Genomic DNA, 20,262 nt, shown 5'->3' on the forward strand with positions numbered 1-20,262 from the left:
GTATGGTCTCAGGCCTCGCCGTCGACCACTACCCGGTCGCGGCCGCCGCGCTTGGCGGCGTACAGGGCCTTGTCGGCGGCTTCGATCAGTGCCTTGGCCTCGTCGAGGCGCCCCTTGTCGATGCTGGCCACGCCGATGCTGAGGGTCACGTAGGGACGCACGGCGCCGGGCGCATGCGGCAGGTTCAGCGAGGCGACGTAGTCGCGGATGCTTTCGGCCAGCTGGCGCGCCTGGGCCGCATCGGTGTCGGGCAGGATCGCCGCGAACTCCTCGCCGCCGTAGCGTGCGGCGACGTCGGCCGGGCGCTTCAGCCTGGAGGCCAGCGCCTGCGCCACCGCCGACAGGCAGGTGTCGCCGGCCTGGTGGCCGAAGTGGTCGTTGTAGGCCTTGAACGAATCGATGTCGGTCAGCAGCAGCGACAGCTTGCCGCCGATGCGCTGGGCGCGCCGCAGTTCGCGGTCGAGGGCGACGTCGAAGTAGCGGCGGTTGGCGATGCCGGTCAGGCCGTCGACGTAGGAACGGGCGCGCAGCGATTCGGCGTGGTCGAGCAGGCGCCGTTCGCGCTCATTGGAGCCGCTGACGTCGCGGATCTCGACCAGGCAGAACACCTCGCCGTCCTCGCGGAACGGCGATACCGACACCGCCTGTTCGATGCGCGGGCCGTCGAAGCTGCCGGCGGCGCGCAGCGGGAACGGGCTGCGGCTCTCGCCCTGCGGGATCGCGGTGGCGGTGTCGTCGAGCAGGGCAGCCAGCACCGCCGCCTCGACGCGCGAGCCGCGCAGCTCGGGGAAGACCTCGAACAGCGGATGGCCCATGACGCGCGCGGCGGCGCGCCCGCAACGCGGCGTCAGCCAGCTGTTCCAGAGGACGATGCGCTGGTCGGCGTCGAGGACGATGACGCCGCCGTTGACGAGGTTGAGGACACGCGCGGTGAGATGCGCCGGGTCGGCGCCTGCTTCTGGCTTGGAAGTGATCACTTGGCAGTTAGTTAACGAATTAACTGCCCGATCATACCGGAACTCAGCCGCGCAGAACAGCTCGCAGGGTCCGCGACAGGTCTTCGGCCGAATACTTGGCCACATAGGCGTCGGCGCCGACCTTCTTGACGTGTTCCTCGTTGGTGGTGCCCGACAGCGAGGAATGGATCACCACCGGCAGGCTGGCAAAGCGCTGGTGGGTCTTGATCTTGCGGGTCAGGGTGAAGCCGTCCATCTCGGGCATCTCGAGGTCGGTCAGCACCGCGGCCACCTTGTCGTGCACGCTCTTGCCCTCGGCTTCGGCCGCGGCCGCGATGGCATTCAGCTGCTCCCAGCACTCCTTGCCGCTCCTGGTCATGATGAACGGCAGGCCCATCGCGTCCAGGCCCTGTTCGATCAGGGCCCGCGCGACCACGGAATCGTCGGCCGCCAGCACCACGGAACCGGGCTTCACGGCGATCCGGCTGCCGACCGCCTGCGCCACCGCACGGTCTTCGGTTTCCGGGCCGAGGTCGCGCAGGATGGTCTCGACGTCCAGCACCTGCGCCAGGCGGGCCGGCTGGCCGTCCTGCGGCTCGAGGCGGGCGATGCTGGTCACCATGCCGCTGCCGGCGCCGTGCTCGGACGACATCACCTGGCTCCAGTCCAGGCGCACGATCTCTTCCACGCTCTCCACCGCGAAGGCCTGGGTGGTGCGGGCGAATTCCGTGACCAGCATGATGTTCAGGCCGGTGATGGGCTTGACGCCGGCGATGGCCGGCAGGTCCAGCACCTGGATGATCTGGCCGCGCAGGTTGACCACGCCCAGCACGTGCCGCGGCGCGCCGGCGATCGCGGTGATCTCCGGCATGGCGACGATCTCGCGGATCTTGAAGACGTTGATGCCAAACAGCTCGCTATGCTGGCCGTTCTCGTCGCCGCCGAGGCGGAAAAGCAGCAATTCGAATTGATTGGTGCCGGTGAGATTGCTGCGCTCGTCGACTTCCTGCTGAACCGATTTCATGTCTCCATCCCACATATTTAATTCCTCTGGGAAACGATTTTAGAGAGGAAGCCGGGATTTGTGTCATTACATCGGTCAACTCTTGCCCGGTTTCGGTCGTTTTGTTCCAAAAAGCCACGGAACACCCGTGCAAACGCTAGCTTCCAATCGACAGCGCCAGCGACTCCTTCACCTCTTCCATCACCACATAGCTTTTCGACTGCGCCGAATCCGCCAGATGCAGGATCTCGCCCAGCAACCTGCGGTACTCGGACATCTCGGGAATCCGCGCCTTGATCAGGTAGTCGAAGTCGCCCGACACCAGGTGGCACTCCATCACCTCCGGGATGCCGAGCATGGCGCGGCGGAAGCGTTCGAAGGCTTTTTCCGACTTCTGCAGCAGGGTGATCTCGACGAATACCAGGATCTGCAGCCCCAACGACTGCGGATTCACGCGCGCGTAGTAGCCGGCGATGACGCCGTCGCGCTCCATCCGCTTGACGCGCTCGATGCACGGCGTCAGCGACAGTCCGACCCGCTCGGCCAGGTCTTTCATCACGATCCGGCCGTCAGTCTGCAGGATGGACAGGATGTGGAGGTCGATCCGGTCGAGCACCCGGGTCGATTCTTTTTGAACACGCATGAAGATTCACTAAATGGAGCATTAAAATTAGGAACAATTATGCCCTCATGACATATAAGATAGCAATATTTCCTGAACCAATTCTATCTATTTTCTGAGAACACTATGCGGGTAATCGTACTGGGCAGCGGTGTGGTCGGCGTGACGACTGCGTATTATCTGGCGAAGAGCGGCCACGAGGTGACCGTGATCGACCGCCAGCCGGGAGCGGCGCTGGAAACCAGCTTCGCCAACGCCGGCCAGATCTCCCCCGGCTACGCCTCGCCCTGGGCCGCGCCCGGCATCCCGCTGAAGGCTTTCAAATGGCTGTTCCAGCGCCACGCGCCGCTGGCGATCCGCCCGGACGGCTCGCTGTTCCAGCTGCAATGGATGTGGGAGATGTACAAGAACTGCGACGCCGACCGCTACGCCGTCAACAAGGAACGCATGGTGCGCCTGGCCGAGTACAGCCGCGACTGCATCCGCGCACTGCGCAACGAGATCGGCATCGACTACGAAGGCCGCCAGCAGGGCACCCTGCAGCTGTTCCGCACCCAGGCCCAGTTCGACGGCGCCGCCAAGGACATCGAAGTGCTGCGCCAGGCCGGCGTGCCGTTCGAAGTGCTGGGCCGCGAACAGCTGGCCAGTGCCGAACCGGCGCTGGCGAACGTGCGCGACAAGCTGGTCGGCGGCCTGCGCCTGCCGAACGACGAAACCGGCGACTGCCAGATGTTCACCACCAGGCTGGCCGAGATGGCGCGCGCGATCGGCGTGCGCTTCGAATTCGGCACCGCGATCCACGCCGTGGAATCGCAGGGCGACCAGATCACCGGCGTGCGCACGGACAAGGGCACCTTCACCGCCGACCGCTACGTGGTCGCGCTGGGCAGCTATTCGCGCCTGCTGCTGAAGCAGTTCTTCCGCGTGCCCGTGTATCCGCTGAAGGGCTATTCGATCACGGTGCCGATCACCGACGCGGCCCAGGCCCCGGTATCGACCATCCTCGACGAGACCTACAAGATCGCCATCACGCGCTTCGAGAACCGCATCCGCGTCGGCGGCATGGCCGAGATCGCGGGCTACAGCAAGGAGCTGAACCCGCGCCGCCGCGAGACCCTGGAGATGGTCGTGACCGACCTGTTCCCGGGCGGCGGCGACGTGTCGAAGGCCAGCTTCTGGACCGGCCTGCGCCCGATGACCCCTGACTCGACCCCGATCGTCGGCGCCACGCCGATGCGCAACCTGTTCCTGAACACCGGCCACGGCACGCTGGGCTGGACCATGGCCTGCGGTTCGGCCAGCGTGATCGCGGACCTGGTCAGCGGCAAGGTCCCCGCCATCCATACCGACGACCTGGCGATCTTCCGCTACGCGGGCGCGCGTCCTGCCGGCGCCCGCACCGACTTCGCGAAGGCCTGAGATGATTGGCGTCGCGAGTGGAGCCGATTCCGCCCGCGCCGGGGCGGTGCTGACGATCGACCTGGACGCGATCCGGGCGAACTACCGCCTGCTGCGGGAAACCGCGGCCGGGGCGGCCTGCGCCGCCGTGATGAAAGCCGACGCCTATGGCCTCGGCATGGAGATCGTGGCGCCGGCGCTGGCGCTCGAGGGCTGCCGCGTGTTCTTCACCGCCCACCTGGAGGAAGGCATGCGCCTGCGCCAGGTGGTGCCGGAAGATAGCGCGATCTACGTGCTGCACGGTCCGCCGCCCGGCGCGACCGCCGAGTTCTTCCAGTACGACCTGGTCCCGGTGCTGAACGACCCGGCCCAGGTCGACGACTGGCGCCGCGCCTGCCGCCTGCTGCAGCGCCGCCTGCCCGCCGCGCTGCAGTTCGACACCGGCATGTCGCGCATGGGCCTGGCCCCGCGGGACGTCGAGCGCCTGCTGGCCGACCCGGGCTGGAAGGACGAGCTGCAGCCGGTGCTGGTGATGAGCCACCTGGCCTGCGCCGACGAGCCGGATCACCCCATGAACGCGAGGCAAGCCGAACGCTTCGCCGCCCTGCGCGCCCGCTTCCCGGGGATTCCGGGCAGCCTGGCGAATTCCTCCGCCGTGTTCCTCGGCGAAGCCTTCCGCCACGACCTGGTGCGCCCGGGCGCGGCACTGTACGGCATCAACCCGCAACCCGGCACGCCGAATCCGCTGCGCCAGGCGGTCGGGCTGCATGCCCGCATCGTGCAGTCGCGCACCGTCCAGGCCGGGGACTTCGTCGGCTACGGCGCACGCTACGCCGCCACCGGCCCGCGGCGCATCGCCACCATCGGCATCGGCTACGCGGACGGCTGGCTGCGCAGCCTGTCCGGCCGCGGCCATGCCTTCATCGACGGCGTCGCCGTGCCGGTCGCCGGCACCGTGTCGATGGACAGCATCACCTTGGACGTGACCGGGATTCCCGAGGCGCGCGTGCAGCCGGGGCAGGAAGTCGAGCTGCTGGGTGCGCACCAGAGCGTGGACGATGCGGCGCGCGAGGGTGGGACGATCGGGTACGAGGTGCTGACGCGGCTGGGTGCGCGGTTCCACCGCAGGTATACCTAGGGGTCAGAGTCCGGTTCTTCTTTTAGGGACTCTGACCCCTCTTAAAACAGCGCCCCCTGCGGGCTGGTCAAGCGCGCAAAACTATCCCCCAGGAACGGCAGAATCGCATCCGCCACCGGCTCCAGCTGCTTCGTCAGGTAATGCTCGTAGTCGATCGGTGACGCCGCGCCTCCCTCGCGCACGTCGAGCGGTTCGGGACCGGCGGGCGTCATCACATAGCGGATCCAGCCGCCGTTGCGGTACTGGGGCGGGCGGCCCTGGCGGATGTGGAACTCGTCGGCGATGCGCGCCGCGCGCACGTGCGGCGGGACGTTGCGTTCGTACTCGTCGAGCGCCCGGCGCAGGCGCTTGCGGTACACCAGCAGCGCATCGAGCTCGCCGCGCAGGGTGCGCGCCACGTAGTCGCGCACGTAGTCCTCGTACGGCTCGCGCTTGAAGATGCGTTCGTACAGGCCCTGCTGGAATTCCTGGGCCAGCGGGGTCCAGTCGGTGCGGACCGTCTCCAGTCCCTTGTAGATCATCTCGTCGCTGCCGTTTGCCGCGGTGGCCAGGCCGGCGTAGCGCTTCTTGCTGCCCTCGTCCGAGCCGCGCACGGTCGGCATCAGGAAGCGCCGGAAGTGCACGTCGTATTCCAGCTCCAGCGCGCTGTCCAGTCCCAGCTCGTCGCGCAGGGTCGCGCGCCACCAGCCGTTGACGTGGTCGACCAGCTCGCGGCCGATCCGCTGCGCGTCCTCGTCCGCGTGCGCGCGCCCGAGCCAGACGAAGGTCGAGTCGGTATCGCCATAGATCACCTGGTAGCCGCGCTCCTCGATCAGCTCGCGCGTGCGGTGCATGATCTGGTGGCCGCGCATCGTGATCGACGAGGCCAGGCGCGGATCGAAGAAGCGGCAGGCGGTGGTGCCCAGCACGCCGTAGAAGGCGTTCATGATGATCTTCAGCGCCTGCGACAGCGGCGCGTTCTTCTCGCGCTTGGCCGCTTCCCTGCCCGCCCACACGCGGGTGACGATGCCCGGCAGGCAGTGCCGGGTGCGCGAGAAGCGCCCGCCGCGAAAGCCCGGCACCGTGGCATCTTCCGGCTCGGCCAGTCCGGCAACCAGGCCGACCGGATCGATCAGGAAGGTGCGGATGATCGACGGGTACAGGCTCTTGTAGTCGAGCACCAGCACCGAGTCGTACAGGCCGGAGCGCGAATCCATCACGAAGCCGCCCGGGCTGTCGGCGCCGGGCACGTCGCCGATGTTGGGCGCCACGAAGCCCTGGCGGTGCATCAGCGGGATGTAGGAATGCTCGAAGGCGGCCACCGAGCCGCCGCTGCGGTCGGCCTGCAGGCCGGTCACGCTGGCCCGCTCCAGCAGGAAGGACATCAGGCTGGTCTTCTCGAAGATGCGGGTGACGAGTTCGCAATCCTTCAGGTTGTAGCGCGCCAGCGCCGGCTTGTCCTCGTTGAACATGCGGTCGATCGAGGCCATGCGGTCGTAGGGATTGTCGACCTCCTTGCCCTCGCCCAGCAGGGTTTGCGCGACGGACTCCAGGCTGAACGACGGGAAGCTCCAGGTGGCCGAACGCAGCGCCTCGATGCCGTCGATGACCAGGCGGCCGGCGATCCCGGCGAAATAATGCTCCTGCCCGCCCTGACGTTCGCCCCCACTACGTTCGCGCCATTCCATCGCGCTGCCGTCCCGTCCCAGGCGCAGCGGGCGGCGCAGCTGCTCGGCGTGCTTCTGCAGCACGCGCAGGTCGAACTGCACCAGGCTCCAGCCGATCACCGCATCCGGGTCGTGGACGCGGAACCACTCTTCCATCTTTTCCAGCAGCGCCAGCCGGGTCTCGCAGTACTCGAAGGCGAAGCCGAGGCCGGACGGGTCGCCGTTGGGCGGACCCAGCATGTAGACCTGGCGCTGGCCGCAGCCTTCCAGCGCGATCGAACGCAGCTCGCCCTGCATCGTGGTCTCGATGTCGAGCGACACCGTGCGGATCCGCGGGCGGTAGTCGCCGTCCGGCTTCAGCTGGCCGTCCAGCAGCAGGTGCGGATCGTGGTCCGCCGGGGTGCCCGCGAACAGGACCGGCGCCGTGATGAAGCGCTCCATCAGGTAGCGTTCGGGCGGACGCACGTCGGCTTCATAGACGTCGACGCCGTGCTGGCGCAGGCGCTTTTCGAGCGCCAGCAGCTTGCGGTAGTGGCGACAGTACAGGCCGAGCACAGGGCGATGGTGGAAGTCGGTCAGGGCCAGCGCGCGCAACTCGCAGCCGCGCTCGCCGCGCAGCACGAACTCCGCGGCTTCGCGCTGCTCGGCCGGGATGAAGGCGACCGCGCTCTGGCCCGGCACGCGCACGCGGCGCGGACCGTCCCCGGTCGCCAGCCAGAACTCCAGCTCGACACCGGACTCCTGGTCGCGCCAGTGGCGGGTCAGCAGGAAGCCGGTTGCCTTGTCCATCTTCCCACTCTCAGGCGTCGAAGCAAACGCTGTCGCCACGGTAGCGCGCCAGTTCCGCGTCCAGGAAACCGGCGCGGCGGCGCGCCTCCAGGTTGAACGGTCCCTTCAGCACCGGCGCCTGGTAGCGGACCGCCAGCGCTTCGTAGGTGCCGACCGGCTCCAGCCCGCGCCCGGCGCACAGGCCGAGGTACCAGCGGTTGCCGATCTCGACGTGGCCTACCTCGTCGCGCAAGATGATGTCGAGGATTCCGGCCGCCGCCATGTCGCCGGCCTGGGCCAGCTTGGCGCGCAGCGGCGGGATCGCATCCAGCCCGCGCGCCTCCAGGGTGCGCGGCACCAGGGCCATGCGCGCCAGCACGTCCTCGCGGGTCTTCTCGACCATCTCCCACAGGCTGTCGTGGCCGGGATAGTCACCGTAGGCGTGGCCGAGCGTGCCCAGGTGGGCGTCCAGCAGCGAGAAGTGGTAGGCCTCTTCCTTCGCCACCCGCAGCCAGTCGGCGTAATAAGCCGGCGGCATGCCGGGAAAGCGCCAGACCGCGTCCAGCGCCAGGTTGATGGCGTTGAATTCGATATGCGCCAGCGCGTGGACCAGCATCGCGCGGCCTTCGGGCGTGGCCATCGAGCGGCGCCCGACCAGGCGCGGCGGCACCAGCTCGGGTCTGGCCGGGCGTCCGGGAATGGCGCCGCCTGGCGCGAATACCGCGGCCGCATCGAGGGCCAGGGCGCCGGCGGCATGCGCTTGCGCCAGGGCCTCCACGCCGGCGCATTTGCTGCGCGGGTCCGTTTCAAGCAGGGAGTTCAGTGCGCCTGCGCGCAGCTCGGGCGGAGCGGACATCGGGTGATTACCTGGTGCGAAAAAGGCGAAGTGTACCAAATCCGCGGCTGCGGCGAGGACCTGGCCGGGGCGTCCATCTCAGTCCCGCACGCCGGGCACGGGCTGCCCGCGCAGGGCCGGCTCGTCGCTGGCCTTTTCGTCCTTCAGCTCCTTGCTGAGGAAGTAGTTGAGCGCAGTCCGGATCACCGCGATCGCCGCCAGCTTGCCGATCCGCTCCCAGGTCGGCGCCACCGAGGTCGACAGGATGTCGGCCGCCAGCTGCAGTTCCAGCGCCAGCGTCAGGTAGCGCGCGAACGCCAGCCGGATCGGCACGAAGCTGCCGCCCCGTTCCGCCAGCAGGTGGCGGGCCAGGGCCACGATGACGATCCCCACGCCGGCGGCGATCACCAGCGCACCGAGCGCTTCGACCAGCAGGCGCAGCCACTCGACGTAGATCCGTACCTGTTCCTCGACCTGCTCGAACAATCTCCGCTCCCTTGGTGGTTATGCAATCGGCCCGCCAGGATTGCAAGGGTGCTGGCGCACTGTCACGGCCGATGCCAAATCTGCAACAATATTCGTAACATACTGAATTTCGTGGCGGACTGACGCACGGATAGCAGATGAGTCGAACCGGCCCTCGCACGGCGGGTTCGCAACGGACGGCGGACACGTTTTTCCACCTTTTCGATCGCAGTCAGTGCACGCGACGGCACCGCAGGGTCGAGGTCCAGCTGTCGAGATCGACCTCCTCGCGCATGTCGGCGCAGGCGTCCAGCAGCTTGGCGATCTCGCGCCGGCCCAGGCCGGCGTTCAGGGTCAGGCGCACCAGCGCGCGGTTCTTCGGCGTCGCCGGGGCGCAGAACACGGCGCCCTGGATGCCGCGGTTCTCCAGCGCCTTGCGCAGCACCAGGGTCTTCGGTTCGGTGCCGACTTCCAGCGAGATGATCTGCTCGCTGCCCTCGCCGATGCAGTAGCCGAGCCGTTCGAGGCCGCTGCGGACCTCGGCGGTGATGCGGCGCAGCGCGGCGCGGCGGGCGTCGGCCCGTTCGATGAAATCGATGGCGGCGTCGAACCAGGCCAGCTCGTGATTCAGCAGGCAGGAGCTGAAGATGGCCGGGCGCGACTCCGACAGGAAATAGGGCTTGAAGCGGCTCGAGCAGGTGATGATGCCGGCGCGTCCGGCGAAAGCCTTGGCCAGCGAGGCGGTGCGGAAGTGCACGCGGTCTTCGAGCCCGGCCGCGACCACCAGGCCGGCCCCGCGCGGCCCGTGGGTGCCCAGCGAGTGGGATTCGTCGACCACCAGCACGCTGCCGCTCTTCTCGGCCAGGGCGACCACGTCGTGCAAGGGCGCCAGGCTGCCGTCGGTGCTGTACAGGGCGTCGACCACGATCACCCCGGCGCCGTGCTTGTCGAGCTGGCGCTTCAGGTGATCCATATTGTTATGCAGGAAGGGGATGCCCTTGGCGCCGCCCAGCTGCACGCCGTCCCACAGCGAGGCGTGCGCCATGATGTCGAGGTAGACCGGCACCTCCGGCGCGGCGATGCTGTGCAGCAGTCCGACGTTGGCCGCCCAGCCCGACTGCGCCAGCACCGTCTCCTCGGCGTGCATGAAGTCGGCGAACTTGTGCTCGAGCCGGTGCTGCAGGCTGCCGGTCTGCAGGAATACCGCCGACATCAGGGCCTGGCCGCCGTTCGCCCGCAGGCAATCGGCCTGGGCCGCGAGCAGGCCCGGTTCGTTCGACAGGCAGAGGTAATCGTTACCGGCCAGCATGACCGCCCCCGGCCCCGGCCGCTTCCATACGTGCACGTGCTCGCCGCCCATCAGTTGCTCGATGCGGGTCACGTGGTGGGCATCCATCCTGCGGGTGACGAAGGACGGCATGTGCAGGCTGGCGCGGCGGGCATTGATCTGGTTGGTAGTCAGCATGGTCATTCTTCTTCTCCGGAAAAAAATTTAATTGTGTCAATACGTAAAGGTCGAGCTCGCCTCTTCGACACACAATTGACCGAGATCAATCTGGGTTGAGCAGATTCCGTCAAGCTCAACCGAAAATTGAGTGAAATCAATTTCGAAGTGACAAGTATCGAAAACGGACGGTCTACGACCGGGAGCTGCCGAGTGAAGAATCTGCTGTACAGGAGCGTCGCGAGCATGACTGCGCCGATCAGGGCGCGCTATCACCTGACCCGGCCAGCCTTGCTGCGGTGGCTGCTGCGCCAGGAGCAGCAGCAGGAGCACGCGGTGGTGCGCCTGCACTTCCTGGCCTGGGTCGGTTGCATCGGCATGCCCTTGTACTACTTCATCTGGACAACCTGGTTTCCACAGAGGTACGAGAGCTTGGACTTGCGTGGCGTGGGATTTGTTCTTTGCCTTCCGGCTTTATTGTTCCCGCGCAAATTCAAGGGAAAGTGGCTGCGCGTTTACGAATTCATCAGCGTGACCTATGTCATGCCTTTCTTCTTCAGCTACATGTTTTTGATGAACCAGGGATCGGCTGTTTGGGGCGAATCCCTGCTGCTGGCCCTGATCCTGCTGTTCCAGTTCGACACGCTGTGGGCGCTGGCGTCCTGCGCGACCGGCGCCCTGGCTGCCTGCGTCCTGTACATCCTGACCGGCGATCCGAGAGCGACCGCGGCCGGCTTCCACGCGATGCCGGTGGTGCTGGAGCAGGCGCCGATCTATGTCTTCACGATCGTGATCGTGGCCCTGACCAGGGTCGGGCGGCGGATGGTGGCGCGCGAAAAGCTGGCCGGCATGGCGCAGGCGCTGGGGATGGTGTCGCACGAGCTGCGCACGCCCCTGATCAGCATCTCCGCGAATATCCGCGGGATCGAGCGCGCCGCCGCCGGCTGGGAGGGCGGCGTGCCGGGGGCGCTGGCGCGCATCCGCTTCGAAGTGCGCCACATGAACCAGATGATCGATTTGTTCCTGATGTCGGCGGCGGCGATGAACCAGCACATGGCGCCGACCGAGCGGGTCTGCATGTCCGAGATGGTGCATGCGGTGATCGAGCGCTTTCCCTTCGCCAGCGAGGAGCAGCGCCTGCAGGTGGAGGTGGTGGTGCGCAGCGACTTCGCCTTCCTCGGCCGCCAGGAACTCGGCGCCGTCCTGCTGCTCAACCTGCTGCGCAATTCCCTGAAGGCCCTGCAGCGCGCCGGCAAGGGCAAGGTGCGGATCATCGTCGACGGCGCCCGCAGGCGTCCGCGCCTGCTGCTGATGGACAGCGGCTGCGGCATCCCGGCGCGCCAGCTGCCCTACATCTTCGAGCGCTTCTACTCCTACCCGGCGCATACCGGGTCCGGCATCGGCCTGGCCCTGTGCAAGGACATCGTGCACGCCTGGCACGGCAGGATCCGCTGCCGCTCGCGCGAGAACCTGTACACCGCGTTCGCGCTGGAATTCCCGCCCGCGCGGCGCGCCGCCGACGCGGCGCCGGCTCCCGTTTCCGCGCAAGCCCTTGATCACCGAGGCTTATCATGACGCTCCCGATCTACCAGCACCCGACCATGACCGTCCTGGTCGACGACAGCCCCAGCTTCCTCGACAGCCTGCGCTTCCAGCTGGGTCCCGCCTTTCCCAGCATCGGCTTCAGCGACACCGGCGCCGCCATTGCCTGGCTGCGCCAGCACGGCGCCGCCCCGGCCACCCTCGCCAGCCTGCTCTCGCCCAGCGTCGACACCTACACCCTCGCGCCCCAGCCCTACAACATCGCCCTGCACGTCGAACAGGTGTGCGGCATCCGCCGCCATCCGCAGCGCTTCATGACGCCGTCCGTGCTGGTGGTGGATTACGCGATGCCGGGCATGGACGGCATCGAATTCTGCGAGACGGTGCGCGACCTGCCGTGCCGGAAGATCCTGCTGACCGGCGTGGCCGACGAACGGGTCGCCATCGACGCCTTCAACCGCGGCCTGATCGACCGCTACGTGCACAAGAGCGACGTCCACGCCCTCGACCGCCTGGAGGCCGAGCTCACCGAGCTGCAGGAGAGCTACTTCCTGGCCCAGTCGGAGGCGCTGCGCATGCTGCTGGCCCTGCACGACTACAGCTTCGTCAACGACCCCGCCATCTGCGCCCTGGTGCGCGAACTCGGCGCGCGCCACAAGATCGTCGAGCACTACCTGTACAAGTCGCCGCCGGGCTTCCTGATGCATGACCGCGACGCCCGGCCCTGGCTGCTGGCCGTCGAGACCGAGCACAGCATGGACGCCCAGTTCGAGATCGCACTCGACGGCGGCGCCCCGCCCTCGCTGCTGGAAGCGCTCGAACAGCGCCGCGTGGTGCCGAACTTCAGCGACGGCGACGGCATGTACTCGGCCGTCCGCCACAAGGAATGGCACCGCTTCACCGCGCCGGCGCAGTCCTGCCACGGCCGCGAGCAATATTACTGGGCGATGTTCGCGCTCGATCCGGACATCCTGGACGGGCCGGTGGACTCCTTCGCGGACTTCCTGCGCAAGCATGGGGGCGGCGATTGAGCCTGGTTCAATCGTGTGCCGTACGGAAATTTCAAATGTTAAATTTACCGGGCAACAAGAAACGGAATTGCCGGTGTGCACCGTTCCGGGCGCGCCGGCGTCCCCATAAGGTTTGACAACCACAACGGAGATCGCATCGATGCACACCCTGTCCCGCAAGACGGTGGCCACTCTGCTGCCGCCCCTGTTCCTCGCCTGTTCCGTCCTCCTCGCCCCCCGGCCCGCGCAAGCCTATCCCGGCGGCGGCGGCGCCGCCAATGGCAAGGGTTTCGATACCTGCGCCGCGCCCTCCACCTCGCAGATGCAGGCATGGTGGACCAACACGCCCTGGAGCTTCGTCGGCGTCTACATCGGCGGCGCCGTGCGCGCCTGCTCGCAGCCGAACCTGACTTCGTCGTGGATGAACACCACCTACAGCCAGGGCTGGCGCCACAGCCTGATCTGGGTCGGTCCGCAGGCGCCCTGCACCACCTTCTCCAGCCGCATCAGCTACGACACCGCCACCGCCTACCAGCAGGGCAAGGACGAGGCGCTCAAGGCCTACAACGCGCTGGTCGCGCTGGGCATCACCAACAGCGCCACCGGCACCCCGGTCGTGTACGACATGGAAGGCTACAACAACGACGCTTCCTGCAAGGCGGCGGTGAAGCAGTTCCTGCAGGGCTGGGTGGACCAGCTGGCGGTGGCGCCGGCCCAGGTGGCCGGCGTCTACGGCTCGGCCTGCAACAGCTATTTCAGCGACCTCGCGACCATGGCGCGCCCGCCGCAATTCATCTGGGCCGCGAACTGGGACGGCAACCCCTCGACCTCGACCCTGTCCTGCATCAGCGGCACGTCCTGGTCCAACCACCAGCGCCTGAAGCAGTACCAGGGCGACCACAACGAGACCTATGGCGGCGTGACCCTGAACATCGACAGCAACTGCGCGAACGGCCCGCTGGCCCCGACCGGCGGCCTGAACTCGTCCAGCTCGTGCAACTGAGCGCCCGCCCACAGCATCCAGCCAGGAGTCCCATCATGCATCTCCATTCCTCCCTTGCCCTGTCCACCCTCTCCCTCGCCCTGCTCGGCCTGTCACCTGCCGCACACGCCGCACCGGACGCCGCGCGCGCCTGCGCCGCCGCCGACGTCAGGCTCAGCGCCGGCCCAGCCGGCGCCTGGCGCGGCCAGGCGACCCAGGAAATCCGGATCGCCAACACCGGCGGCGAAGCCTGCCAGCTGCCGGGCTTCCCCAGCGTCCAGCTGCAGCCCACCAACGAAGCGCCGCAGACGGTCGGCGCCAGCGAGCAGGCGCCGCAACTGGCCAGCACGCGCATCGAGCTCGCGCCCGGCGAAGAAGCGATCGTCCTGCTCGGCACGCCCGGCAGCTGCGAAGCCGCCAACAAGCCGCAGCGCAAAATCAGCAAGCGCCTGCAGGTTGCCCTGCCCGGCGGCGGCCTGAAGATCCTGGACGGGGTCCACGTCGACACCCTGTGCGGCCGCGCCACCGTGATGCGCTTCGACCGCGTGCAGGGCGAAGCCGCGGCGCGCGCCATGGCGCTGAAGGCGAGCGGTGCGCTCAGCCAGCTGACCGGCAGCCTCAGCGCCCCCGACGAGGCGGTCCGCGGCGGCCTGCTCCGCTACACGGTCACGCTGAGCAACCCCGGCGCCGCCCCGGTCTCGCTGGCCGCCTGCCCGGCCTACACGCAGTCGGTGTACGCCGACGGCAAGTCCGCCGACACGACGGCGCGCCTGAACTGCGCCGGGGCCGGCGGCCAGATCCCGGCAAACGGCAGCGTCAGCTTCGACATGCAGGTCCAGGTGCCGGCCGGGCTGCCCGCCGGGAGCGGCAAGCTGAGCTGGAAGCTGGATGGCGGTCCGGGCGTGGGCAAGATGATCGGCCTGCGCTGAGTGCAATCAGCCCGGCCGGCCGGCGGCAAGCAGATGCCGCCGCCGGCCGGGCCGCTGGTGGCCGGGTTTTTGGTATGCCTTGCATTTTCCTGTCGGTTAGTTGCATATTACCGGCAGAAGCGCCCGCCGCCGGTGCTATCCGGGACGCTTCCCCGCGCGGCTGCCCAGCACCAGGGCGATGCCGCCCAGGATCGCCAGCGCCGCCACGCCCAGGCGCAGGGTGAAGGCCTCGTCCAGCAGCAGCACCCCGCCCAGGGCGGCGATCAACGGTACCGACAACTGCACCGCCGCCGCACGCAAGGCGGTCAGCCGGCGCAGCGCCGCGTACCAGACCACGTAGCCCAGCCCCGAGGTCAGCGCGCCCGACGCGGCCGCCAGCGCCACCCCGCGCGCATCCGCGTGCAGGCGCGCCGCGAACGCCAGCGCCAGCAGGATGCCGAGCGGCGCCGCGCGGATGAATGCGGCCGCGGTGGCGGCCAGCGGATCGGCCGGGTTGCTGCCCGATGCGCGTCCGCGCAGCGAATAGCCGCCCCAGGCCGCGCCGGCGCCCGCCATCAGCACTGCCCCGCCCGGCGACGGCGCCGCCGCGCCCGGCAACAGCAGTACCGCGAGCCCGGCCATCGCCAGCGACAGGCCGAGCCAGCCCGCCGGCGCGAAGCGCTCGCCGCGCAGCAGCCCGGCGCCGAGCATGGTCAACTGCACCGCCCCGAACAGGATCAGCGCCCCGCTGCCGGCAGCCAGGGAGACATAAGCGAACGAGAACAGCGCCACATAGGCGAACAGCAGCGCGGCGGAGCGCCAGCCGCCATCCCCGCCCTGCGGCCGGCGTCCGATCCGGACGATGGCGGCCAGCACCAGCGCGCCGGCCAGCAGCCGCACCGCGCCGAAGGTGGCCGGGTCGATCCGGTCCTGCTGCAGCGCCAGCCGGCACAACAGGGAATTGGCGGCGAACGCCAGCATCGCCACCGTGGTCAGCCCGGCGGCGGCCAGACCCGGGCGCAGCGCCGCGCGCGCCGGCAGGGTGTCTTCGGTGTGCTCGCTCATCGTCCCGTCCCCACGGATATTTTTTCCCAGTTTAAACCACGGCACCGTACGAGGTTCCCTAAATCCCGATCAGCTTGTAAGCTATGCGGTTTGACAAGGCAACACCGCGCAGCTCAGCCGCCCGGCCACAAGCCGGCACGGCCAAGCGCAAGCGCCGCCCTTCTGCTACCGTATGGAGCTTGCCGGCTCAGCGCCCACTTCAACTTCTTTGACTGAACACGACATGACCCTCTCGACAGAATCGGATACCGGCCTCCCCCTCGACATGACCATCTTCGGCGGCATGGGCGACCTGGCGATGCGCAAGCTGCTGCCGGCCCTGTACATGGCCTACCTGCACGGCAACCTGCCGCCCTCGACGCGCATCATCTCCACCGGCCGCCAGGAATACGACCGCCACGCCTACCTGGCCCACGTGCAGGAGCATTCGCGCTCCTTCATCGCCGAGGCCAACTTCAACGAGAAGACCTGGGACGGGTTCCTGCAACTGCTCGAGTACGTCCGCCTCGACGTCCAGCAGGCCCCCGACTTCGGCGCGCTCGCCGCCGCCTCGCGCCAGGGCGCCCAGCGCGTGTTCTACCTGTCGACCGCGCCATCGCTGTTTACCACCATCTGCGAAAAACTGGCGGCCGCCGGCCTGGTCGACGGGAACGCCCGCGTGGTGCTGGAAAAGCCGCTCGGCACCGACCTGGCCTCGGCCATCGAGATCAACGAGGCGGTCGGCAAGCACTTCGAGGAATCCCAGATCTACCGCATCGACCACTACCTCGGCAAGGAAACCGTGCAGAACCTGATGGTGCTGCGCTTCGGGAACTCGATCCTGGAACCGCTGTGGCGCGCGCCGAACATCTCGAGCGTGCAGATCACGGTGGCCGAGGAAGTCGGCGTCGGCAGCCGCGCCGGCTTCTACGACGGCGCCGGCGCGATGCGCGACATGGTCCAGAACCACCTGCTGCAGCTGCTGTGCATCGTCGCCATGGAGCCGCCGACCTCGCTCAACGCCGACGCCGTGCGCGACGAGAAGCTGAAGGTGCTGCGCTCGCTGCGCCGCTTCAGCCTGGCCGACATCGCGCGCGACACCGTGCGCGGCCAGTACACCCGCGGCGTCAGCGGCAACCAGGAAGTGCCGGGCTACCACGAAGAGAAGAACGTGCCGCCGGACAGCAAGACCGAGACCTTCGTGGCCCTGCGCACCTTCATCGACACCTGGCGCTGGTCGAAGGTGCCGTTCTACCTGCGCACCGGCAAGCGCATGCAGCGCCGCTCGTCGAAGATCGTGATCGAGTTCACGAATCCGCCCTTCCCGCTGTTCCCGGACGCCCCGGGCGGCGTGGCCAACCGCCTCGTGATCGAACTGCAGCCCGAGGAAGCGATCAAGCTGCAGCTGATGGCCAAGGAACCCGGCAGCGGCATGCACATGCAGCAGGTGGCCTTGAACCTCGACCTGCAATCGGCCTTCCAGCAGCGACGCGCCGAAGCCTACGAGCGCCTGCTGATCGACGTCGTGCGCGGCCGCCTGACCCATTTCATGCGCCGCGACGAACTGGAAGCGGCCTGGCAATGGGCCGACCCGATCATCGAAGGCTGGGGCACGCTGGGCGAGAAGCCGCATGCCTACGCGGCCGGCTCCTGGGGTCCGGCCGAGTCGTTCGCGCTGCTGGCGCGCGACGGTTTCAGCTGGGTGGAATAAGGCAGGCGTCTGCGGGGATTTGTGACCGGGCGTCACAAATCCCCGTGCGGTATTACTCGGCCTTGACGTCGGCGACGGCCAGCGCCGTCATGTTGACGATGCGGCGCACCGTGGCGCTCGGGCTGAGGATGTGCACCGACTTGGCCGCGCCCAGCAGGATCGGTCCCACCGTCACGCCCTTGCCGGACGAGACCTTCAGGATGTTGAAGGTGATGTTGGCGGCGTCCAGCGAGGGCATCACCAGCAGGTTGGCGCTGCCTTCGAAGCTCGTCAGGCCGGCCGGCAGGTAGATCGCGCGGATGCTCTCGTCCAGCGCGGCGTCGCCATGCACTTCACCCAGCACGCCGAGTTCCGGGCAGTCGCGCGCCAGGATCTCGCGCGCCTCGCGCATGCGCTGCGCCGACGGGCGCTTCGACGAACCGAAGATCGAGTGCGACAGCAGCGCGACCTTCGGCTCCAGGCCGAACTGGCGCAGCTCGTCGGCCGCCAGGCGCGCGATCGCCGCCAGTTCGGCGCCGCTCGGCTGGTCGTTGACGTAGGTGTCGGTGATGAACAGGGTGCCCTTGTCCAGCACCAGCGCGTTCATCGCCGCCATCGTGGTCGCGCCGGGCGCCAGGCCGATGTCGCGCTGCACGTGCTCCAGGTGGCTGTCGTAGCTGCCCTTCATGCCGCAGATCAGGGCGTCGACCTCGCCGCCGGCCAGCATCGCGGTGCCGCGTGCGGTCGTATCGCCGTCCGCTTCGGCCAGCGTGTAGTCGGCGTCGCGGCGCAGGCGCAGGCCGGCGGCGCGGATCGCCTGTTCCACCTCGGCGGCGCGGCCGATCAGCACCGGCTTGGCCAGGCCTTCGTCGACCACGGTCTGGACCGCGCGCAGCACGCGCGGATCCGCACCTTCCGCATACGCGACCTTGCGCGGATTCGCGCGCGCCTTGGCGAACACCGGGCGCATGAAGAAGCTGGTGTGGTAGATCATCGCGGCGAGGCGCTCGCGGTAGGCGTCCATGTCGGCGATCGGGCGCGCGGCCACCCCGGACGCGGCCGCGGCGGCGGCCACCGCCGGCGCGATCGCCGCCATCAGGCGCGGATCGAAAGGCTTCGGGATGATGTAGTCGGGACCGAAGGACAGGTCCTGGCCGGCGTACGCTGCCGCCACGGCGTCGTTGGCCTCGGCTTCGGCCAGCTCCGCGATCGCGCTCACGCAGGCCAGTTTCATGGCTTCGGTGATGCGGGTCGCGCCGCAATCGAGGGCGCCGCGGAAGATGTAGGGGAAGCACAGGACGTTGTTGACCTGGTTCGGATAGTCCGAACGGCCGGTGGCGACGATGCAGTCGGGGCGCGCGGCCTTCGCCACTTCCGGACGGATCTCCGGCTCCGGGTTGGCCAGCGCCAGGATCACGGGACGGTCGGCCATGGTTTTCACCATCTCGCCGGTCAGCACGCCCGCGGTCGAGCAGCCGAGGAAGACGTCGGCGTCCCTGACGATGTCGGCCAGCGTGCGCGCCTCGGTCTGCTGGGCGAAGCGCGCCTTGTTGGCTTCCATGCTGGCGTCGCGGCCCTGCCAGATCACGCCCTTCGAGTCGGTCACGAAGATATTCTCGCGCTTGACGCCCAGGCTCACCATCATGTCGAGGCAGGCGATGGCGGCGGCCCCGGCGCCGGAGGCGGCCAGCTTGACCTTGCCGATGTCCTTGCCGACCACCTTCAGCGCGTTCAGCAGGGCCGCGCTGGAGATGATGGCGGTGCCGTGCTGGTCGTCGTGGAAGACGGGGATGTTCATGCGCTCGCTCAGCTTCTTCTCGATGTAGAAGCATTCGGGCGCCTTGATGTCCTCGAGGTTGATGCCGCCCACGGTCGGCTCGAGCATGGCGATGGCGTCGATCAGCTTGTCGGGGTCGTTCTCGGCCAGCTCGAGGTCGAACACGTCGACGCCGGCGAATTTCTTGAACAGGCAGCCCTTGCCTTCCATCACCGGCTTCGAGGCCAGCGGGCCGATATTGCCCAGGCCCAGCACCGCGGTGCCGTTCGAGATCACGGCCACCAGGTTGCCGCGCGACGTGTACTCGGCGGCCATGGCCGGGTCGGCGGCGATTTCCTCGCAGGCATAGGCTACGCCCGGGGAATAGGCCAGCGACAGGTCGCGCTGGTTCGACAGGGGCTTGGTGGCGACCACTTCGATCTTGCCGCGCACAGGGCTGCGGTGGTAGTCGAGGGCGTCGGCACGCAGCTGCGCGTCCTTGCCCGGTTCCTGGATGCCGCTATCGAGGCTGCTTTCGGTGCTCATCGGTGAATCTCCTTGCGTTATCGAATGGGCACTATAGTCGCAGAAACGGCCGAATTGCGCTCGCAGCGGCCCGGTTCGGCACCGGCAGCCGCTCAGAAAGCGTGCAGCACCGTCGACAAATGCGTGACGTTCGGGGCGCCGTCGAAGCAATGGCCGACCAGGGCCCGCCAGGCCTGGAAGTCTTCGCTGCCGCGGAAATGCACGGTGTGGTCTTCCAGCGTCGCCCATTCCACCAGCAGGCGGTAGGCGCGCGGGTTCTCGACGCCGCGCTGCAGGCGCATGCCGCCGCAGCCCCGCGCCCGCGCGAACAGCGGCGCGGCCTGGCGCACGCCGTCCTCGAACGCCTGTTCCATGCCCTCTTTCACCAGGATTTCCGCACTTTCCAGCACCATGTCGCTTCCTTTCGTTCAGTAGATGGGCCCATGATTATGCCAGCACAACGGGCCCGGCGGCGGCGGCGCGAATCCGGTGATGACAGCCGCCTTCATAAGGCATACAGTGATACTTGC

The 20,262-nt window shown here is 68.1% G+C and carries 17 protein-coding genes; 7 read left to right on the top strand and 10 right to left on the bottom strand.

The annotated features are described in order from the left end of the window. Positions 1-8 precede the first annotated feature (8 nt). The 3 genes from AC3A6M_RS14045 to AC3A6M_RS14055 form a co-directional block, all read right to left on the bottom strand. Positions 9-977, bottom strand: coding sequence for a diguanylate cyclase (locus AC3A6M_RS14045; RefSeq protein WP_487853332.1), 969 nt, complete (start codon positions 975-977; stop codon positions 9-11). 43 nt (positions 978-1,020) lie between these two features. After that, positions 1,021-1,980, bottom strand: a complete 960-nt coding sequence (locus AC3A6M_RS14050; RefSeq protein ID WP_487853333.1) for a chemotaxis protein — start codon at positions 1,978-1,980, stop codon at positions 1,021-1,023. A gap of 136 nt (positions 1,981-2,116) precedes the next feature. Then, the gene (locus AC3A6M_RS14055; RefSeq protein WP_487853334.1) at positions 2,117-2,602 is read right to left on the bottom strand and encodes an Lrp/AsnC ligand binding domain-containing protein; all 486 of its coding nucleotides are present in this window, start codon (positions 2,600-2,602) and stop codon (positions 2,117-2,119) included. A gap of 105 nt (positions 2,603-2,707) precedes the next feature. Between AC3A6M_RS14055 and AC3A6M_RS14060 the strand changes: the two genes are divergently transcribed. Together AC3A6M_RS14060 and alr are read left to right on the top strand one after the other, a co-directional pair. After that, positions 2,708-4,000 carry a D-amino acid dehydrogenase gene (locus AC3A6M_RS14060; RefSeq protein WP_487853335.1) on the top strand — a complete coding sequence of 431 codons (1,293 nt, stop codon included), beginning with the start codon at positions 2,708-2,710 and terminating at the stop codon, positions 3,998-4,000. Position 4,001: 1 nt separating this feature from the next. Beyond that, a complete protein-coding gene (alr, locus tag AC3A6M_RS14065) occupies positions 4,002-5,117 on the top strand; it encodes an alanine racemase (RefSeq protein WP_487853336.1) in 1,116 nt (371 codons plus the stop codon). Positions 5,118-5,158: 41 nt separating this feature from the next. Here alr and AC3A6M_RS14070 read toward each other — a convergent pair whose 3' ends face one another. The 4 genes from AC3A6M_RS14070 to cqsA all read right to left on the bottom strand — a co-directional run bounded on the left by AC3A6M_RS14070 (position 5,159) and on the right by cqsA (position 10,302). Then, positions 5,159-7,552: a DNA polymerase II gene (locus tag AC3A6M_RS14070; protein WP_487853337.1), complete on the bottom strand. Its 2,394-nt coding sequence runs from the start codon at positions 7,550-7,552 to the stop codon at positions 5,159-5,161. A gap of 10 nt (positions 7,553-7,562) precedes the next feature. After that, a complete protein-coding gene (locus AC3A6M_RS14075; RefSeq protein WP_487853338.1) occupies positions 7,563-8,387 on the bottom strand; it encodes a ferritin-like domain-containing protein in 825 nt (274 codons plus the stop codon). A 78-nt stretch (positions 8,388-8,465) separates the two neighbouring features. Further along, entirely contained in the window at positions 8,466-8,852 is a 387-nt protein-coding gene (locus AC3A6M_RS14080) for a DUF1622 domain-containing protein (protein WP_487853339.1), read from the bottom strand. Between the two features lie 211 nt (positions 8,853-9,063). Further along, positions 9,064-10,302 (bottom strand): alpha-hydroxyketone-type quorum-sensing autoinducer synthase, encoded by a 1,239-nt coding sequence (gene cqsA / locus AC3A6M_RS14085; RefSeq protein ID WP_487853340.1) that lies wholly within the window; start codon positions 10,300-10,302, stop codon positions 9,064-9,066. 219 nt (positions 10,303-10,521) lie between these two features. Here cqsA and AC3A6M_RS14090 point away from each other — a divergent pair, with 219 nt between their 5' ends. From AC3A6M_RS14090 to AC3A6M_RS14105, 4 genes are all read left to right on the top strand, one after another. Further along, entirely contained in the window at positions 10,522-11,850 is a 1,329-nt protein-coding gene (locus AC3A6M_RS14090) for a sensor histidine kinase (RefSeq protein WP_487853341.1), read from the top strand. Beyond that, complete coding sequence (locus AC3A6M_RS14095; RefSeq protein WP_487853342.1) at positions 11,847-12,848, top strand: response regulator; 1,002 nt, start codon at positions 11,847-11,849, stop codon at positions 12,846-12,848. The genes AC3A6M_RS14090 and AC3A6M_RS14095 overlap by 4 nt, the downstream gene beginning before the upstream one ends. Positions 12,849-12,987: 139 nt before the next feature. Further along, positions 12,988-13,830 carry a DUF1906 domain-containing protein gene (locus AC3A6M_RS14100; RefSeq protein WP_487853343.1) on the top strand — a complete coding sequence of 281 codons (843 nt, stop codon included), beginning with the start codon at positions 12,988-12,990 and terminating at the stop codon, positions 13,828-13,830. A 35-nt stretch (positions 13,831-13,865) separates the two neighbouring features. Further along, entirely contained in the window at positions 13,866-14,738 is an 873-nt protein-coding gene (locus tag AC3A6M_RS14105; protein WP_487853344.1) for a DUF4232 domain-containing protein, read from the top strand. Positions 14,739-14,873: 135 nt separating this feature from the next. On the opposite strand, the gene AC3A6M_RS14110 is transcribed toward AC3A6M_RS14105, so the two are convergent. Continuing rightward, positions 14,874-15,782: a DMT family transporter gene (locus AC3A6M_RS14110; protein ID WP_487853345.1), complete on the bottom strand. Its 909-nt coding sequence runs from the start codon at positions 15,780-15,782 to the stop codon at positions 14,874-14,876. 223 nt (positions 15,783-16,005) lie between these two features. Here AC3A6M_RS14110 and zwf point away from each other — a divergent pair, with 223 nt between their 5' ends. Continuing rightward, the gene (zwf, locus tag AC3A6M_RS14115; RefSeq protein WP_487853346.1) at positions 16,006-17,472 is read left to right on the top strand and encodes a glucose-6-phosphate dehydrogenase; all 1,467 of its coding nucleotides are present in this window, start codon (positions 16,006-16,008) and stop codon (positions 17,470-17,472) included. A gap of 52 nt (positions 17,473-17,524) precedes the next feature. Here zwf and AC3A6M_RS14120 read toward each other — a convergent pair whose 3' ends face one another. Then, positions 17,525-19,753, bottom strand: coding sequence for an NADP-dependent malic enzyme (locus AC3A6M_RS14120; protein WP_487853347.1), 2,229 nt, complete (start codon positions 19,751-19,753; stop codon positions 17,525-17,527). 92 nt (positions 19,754-19,845) lie between these two features. Beyond that, positions 19,846-20,145, bottom strand: coding sequence for an antibiotic biosynthesis monooxygenase family protein (locus tag AC3A6M_RS14125; protein WP_487853348.1), 300 nt, complete (start codon positions 20,143-20,145; stop codon positions 19,846-19,848). Positions 20,146-20,262: the final 117 nt, after the last annotated feature.

This window comes from Telluria sp. Soil_C_11 (assembly GCF_057657395.1).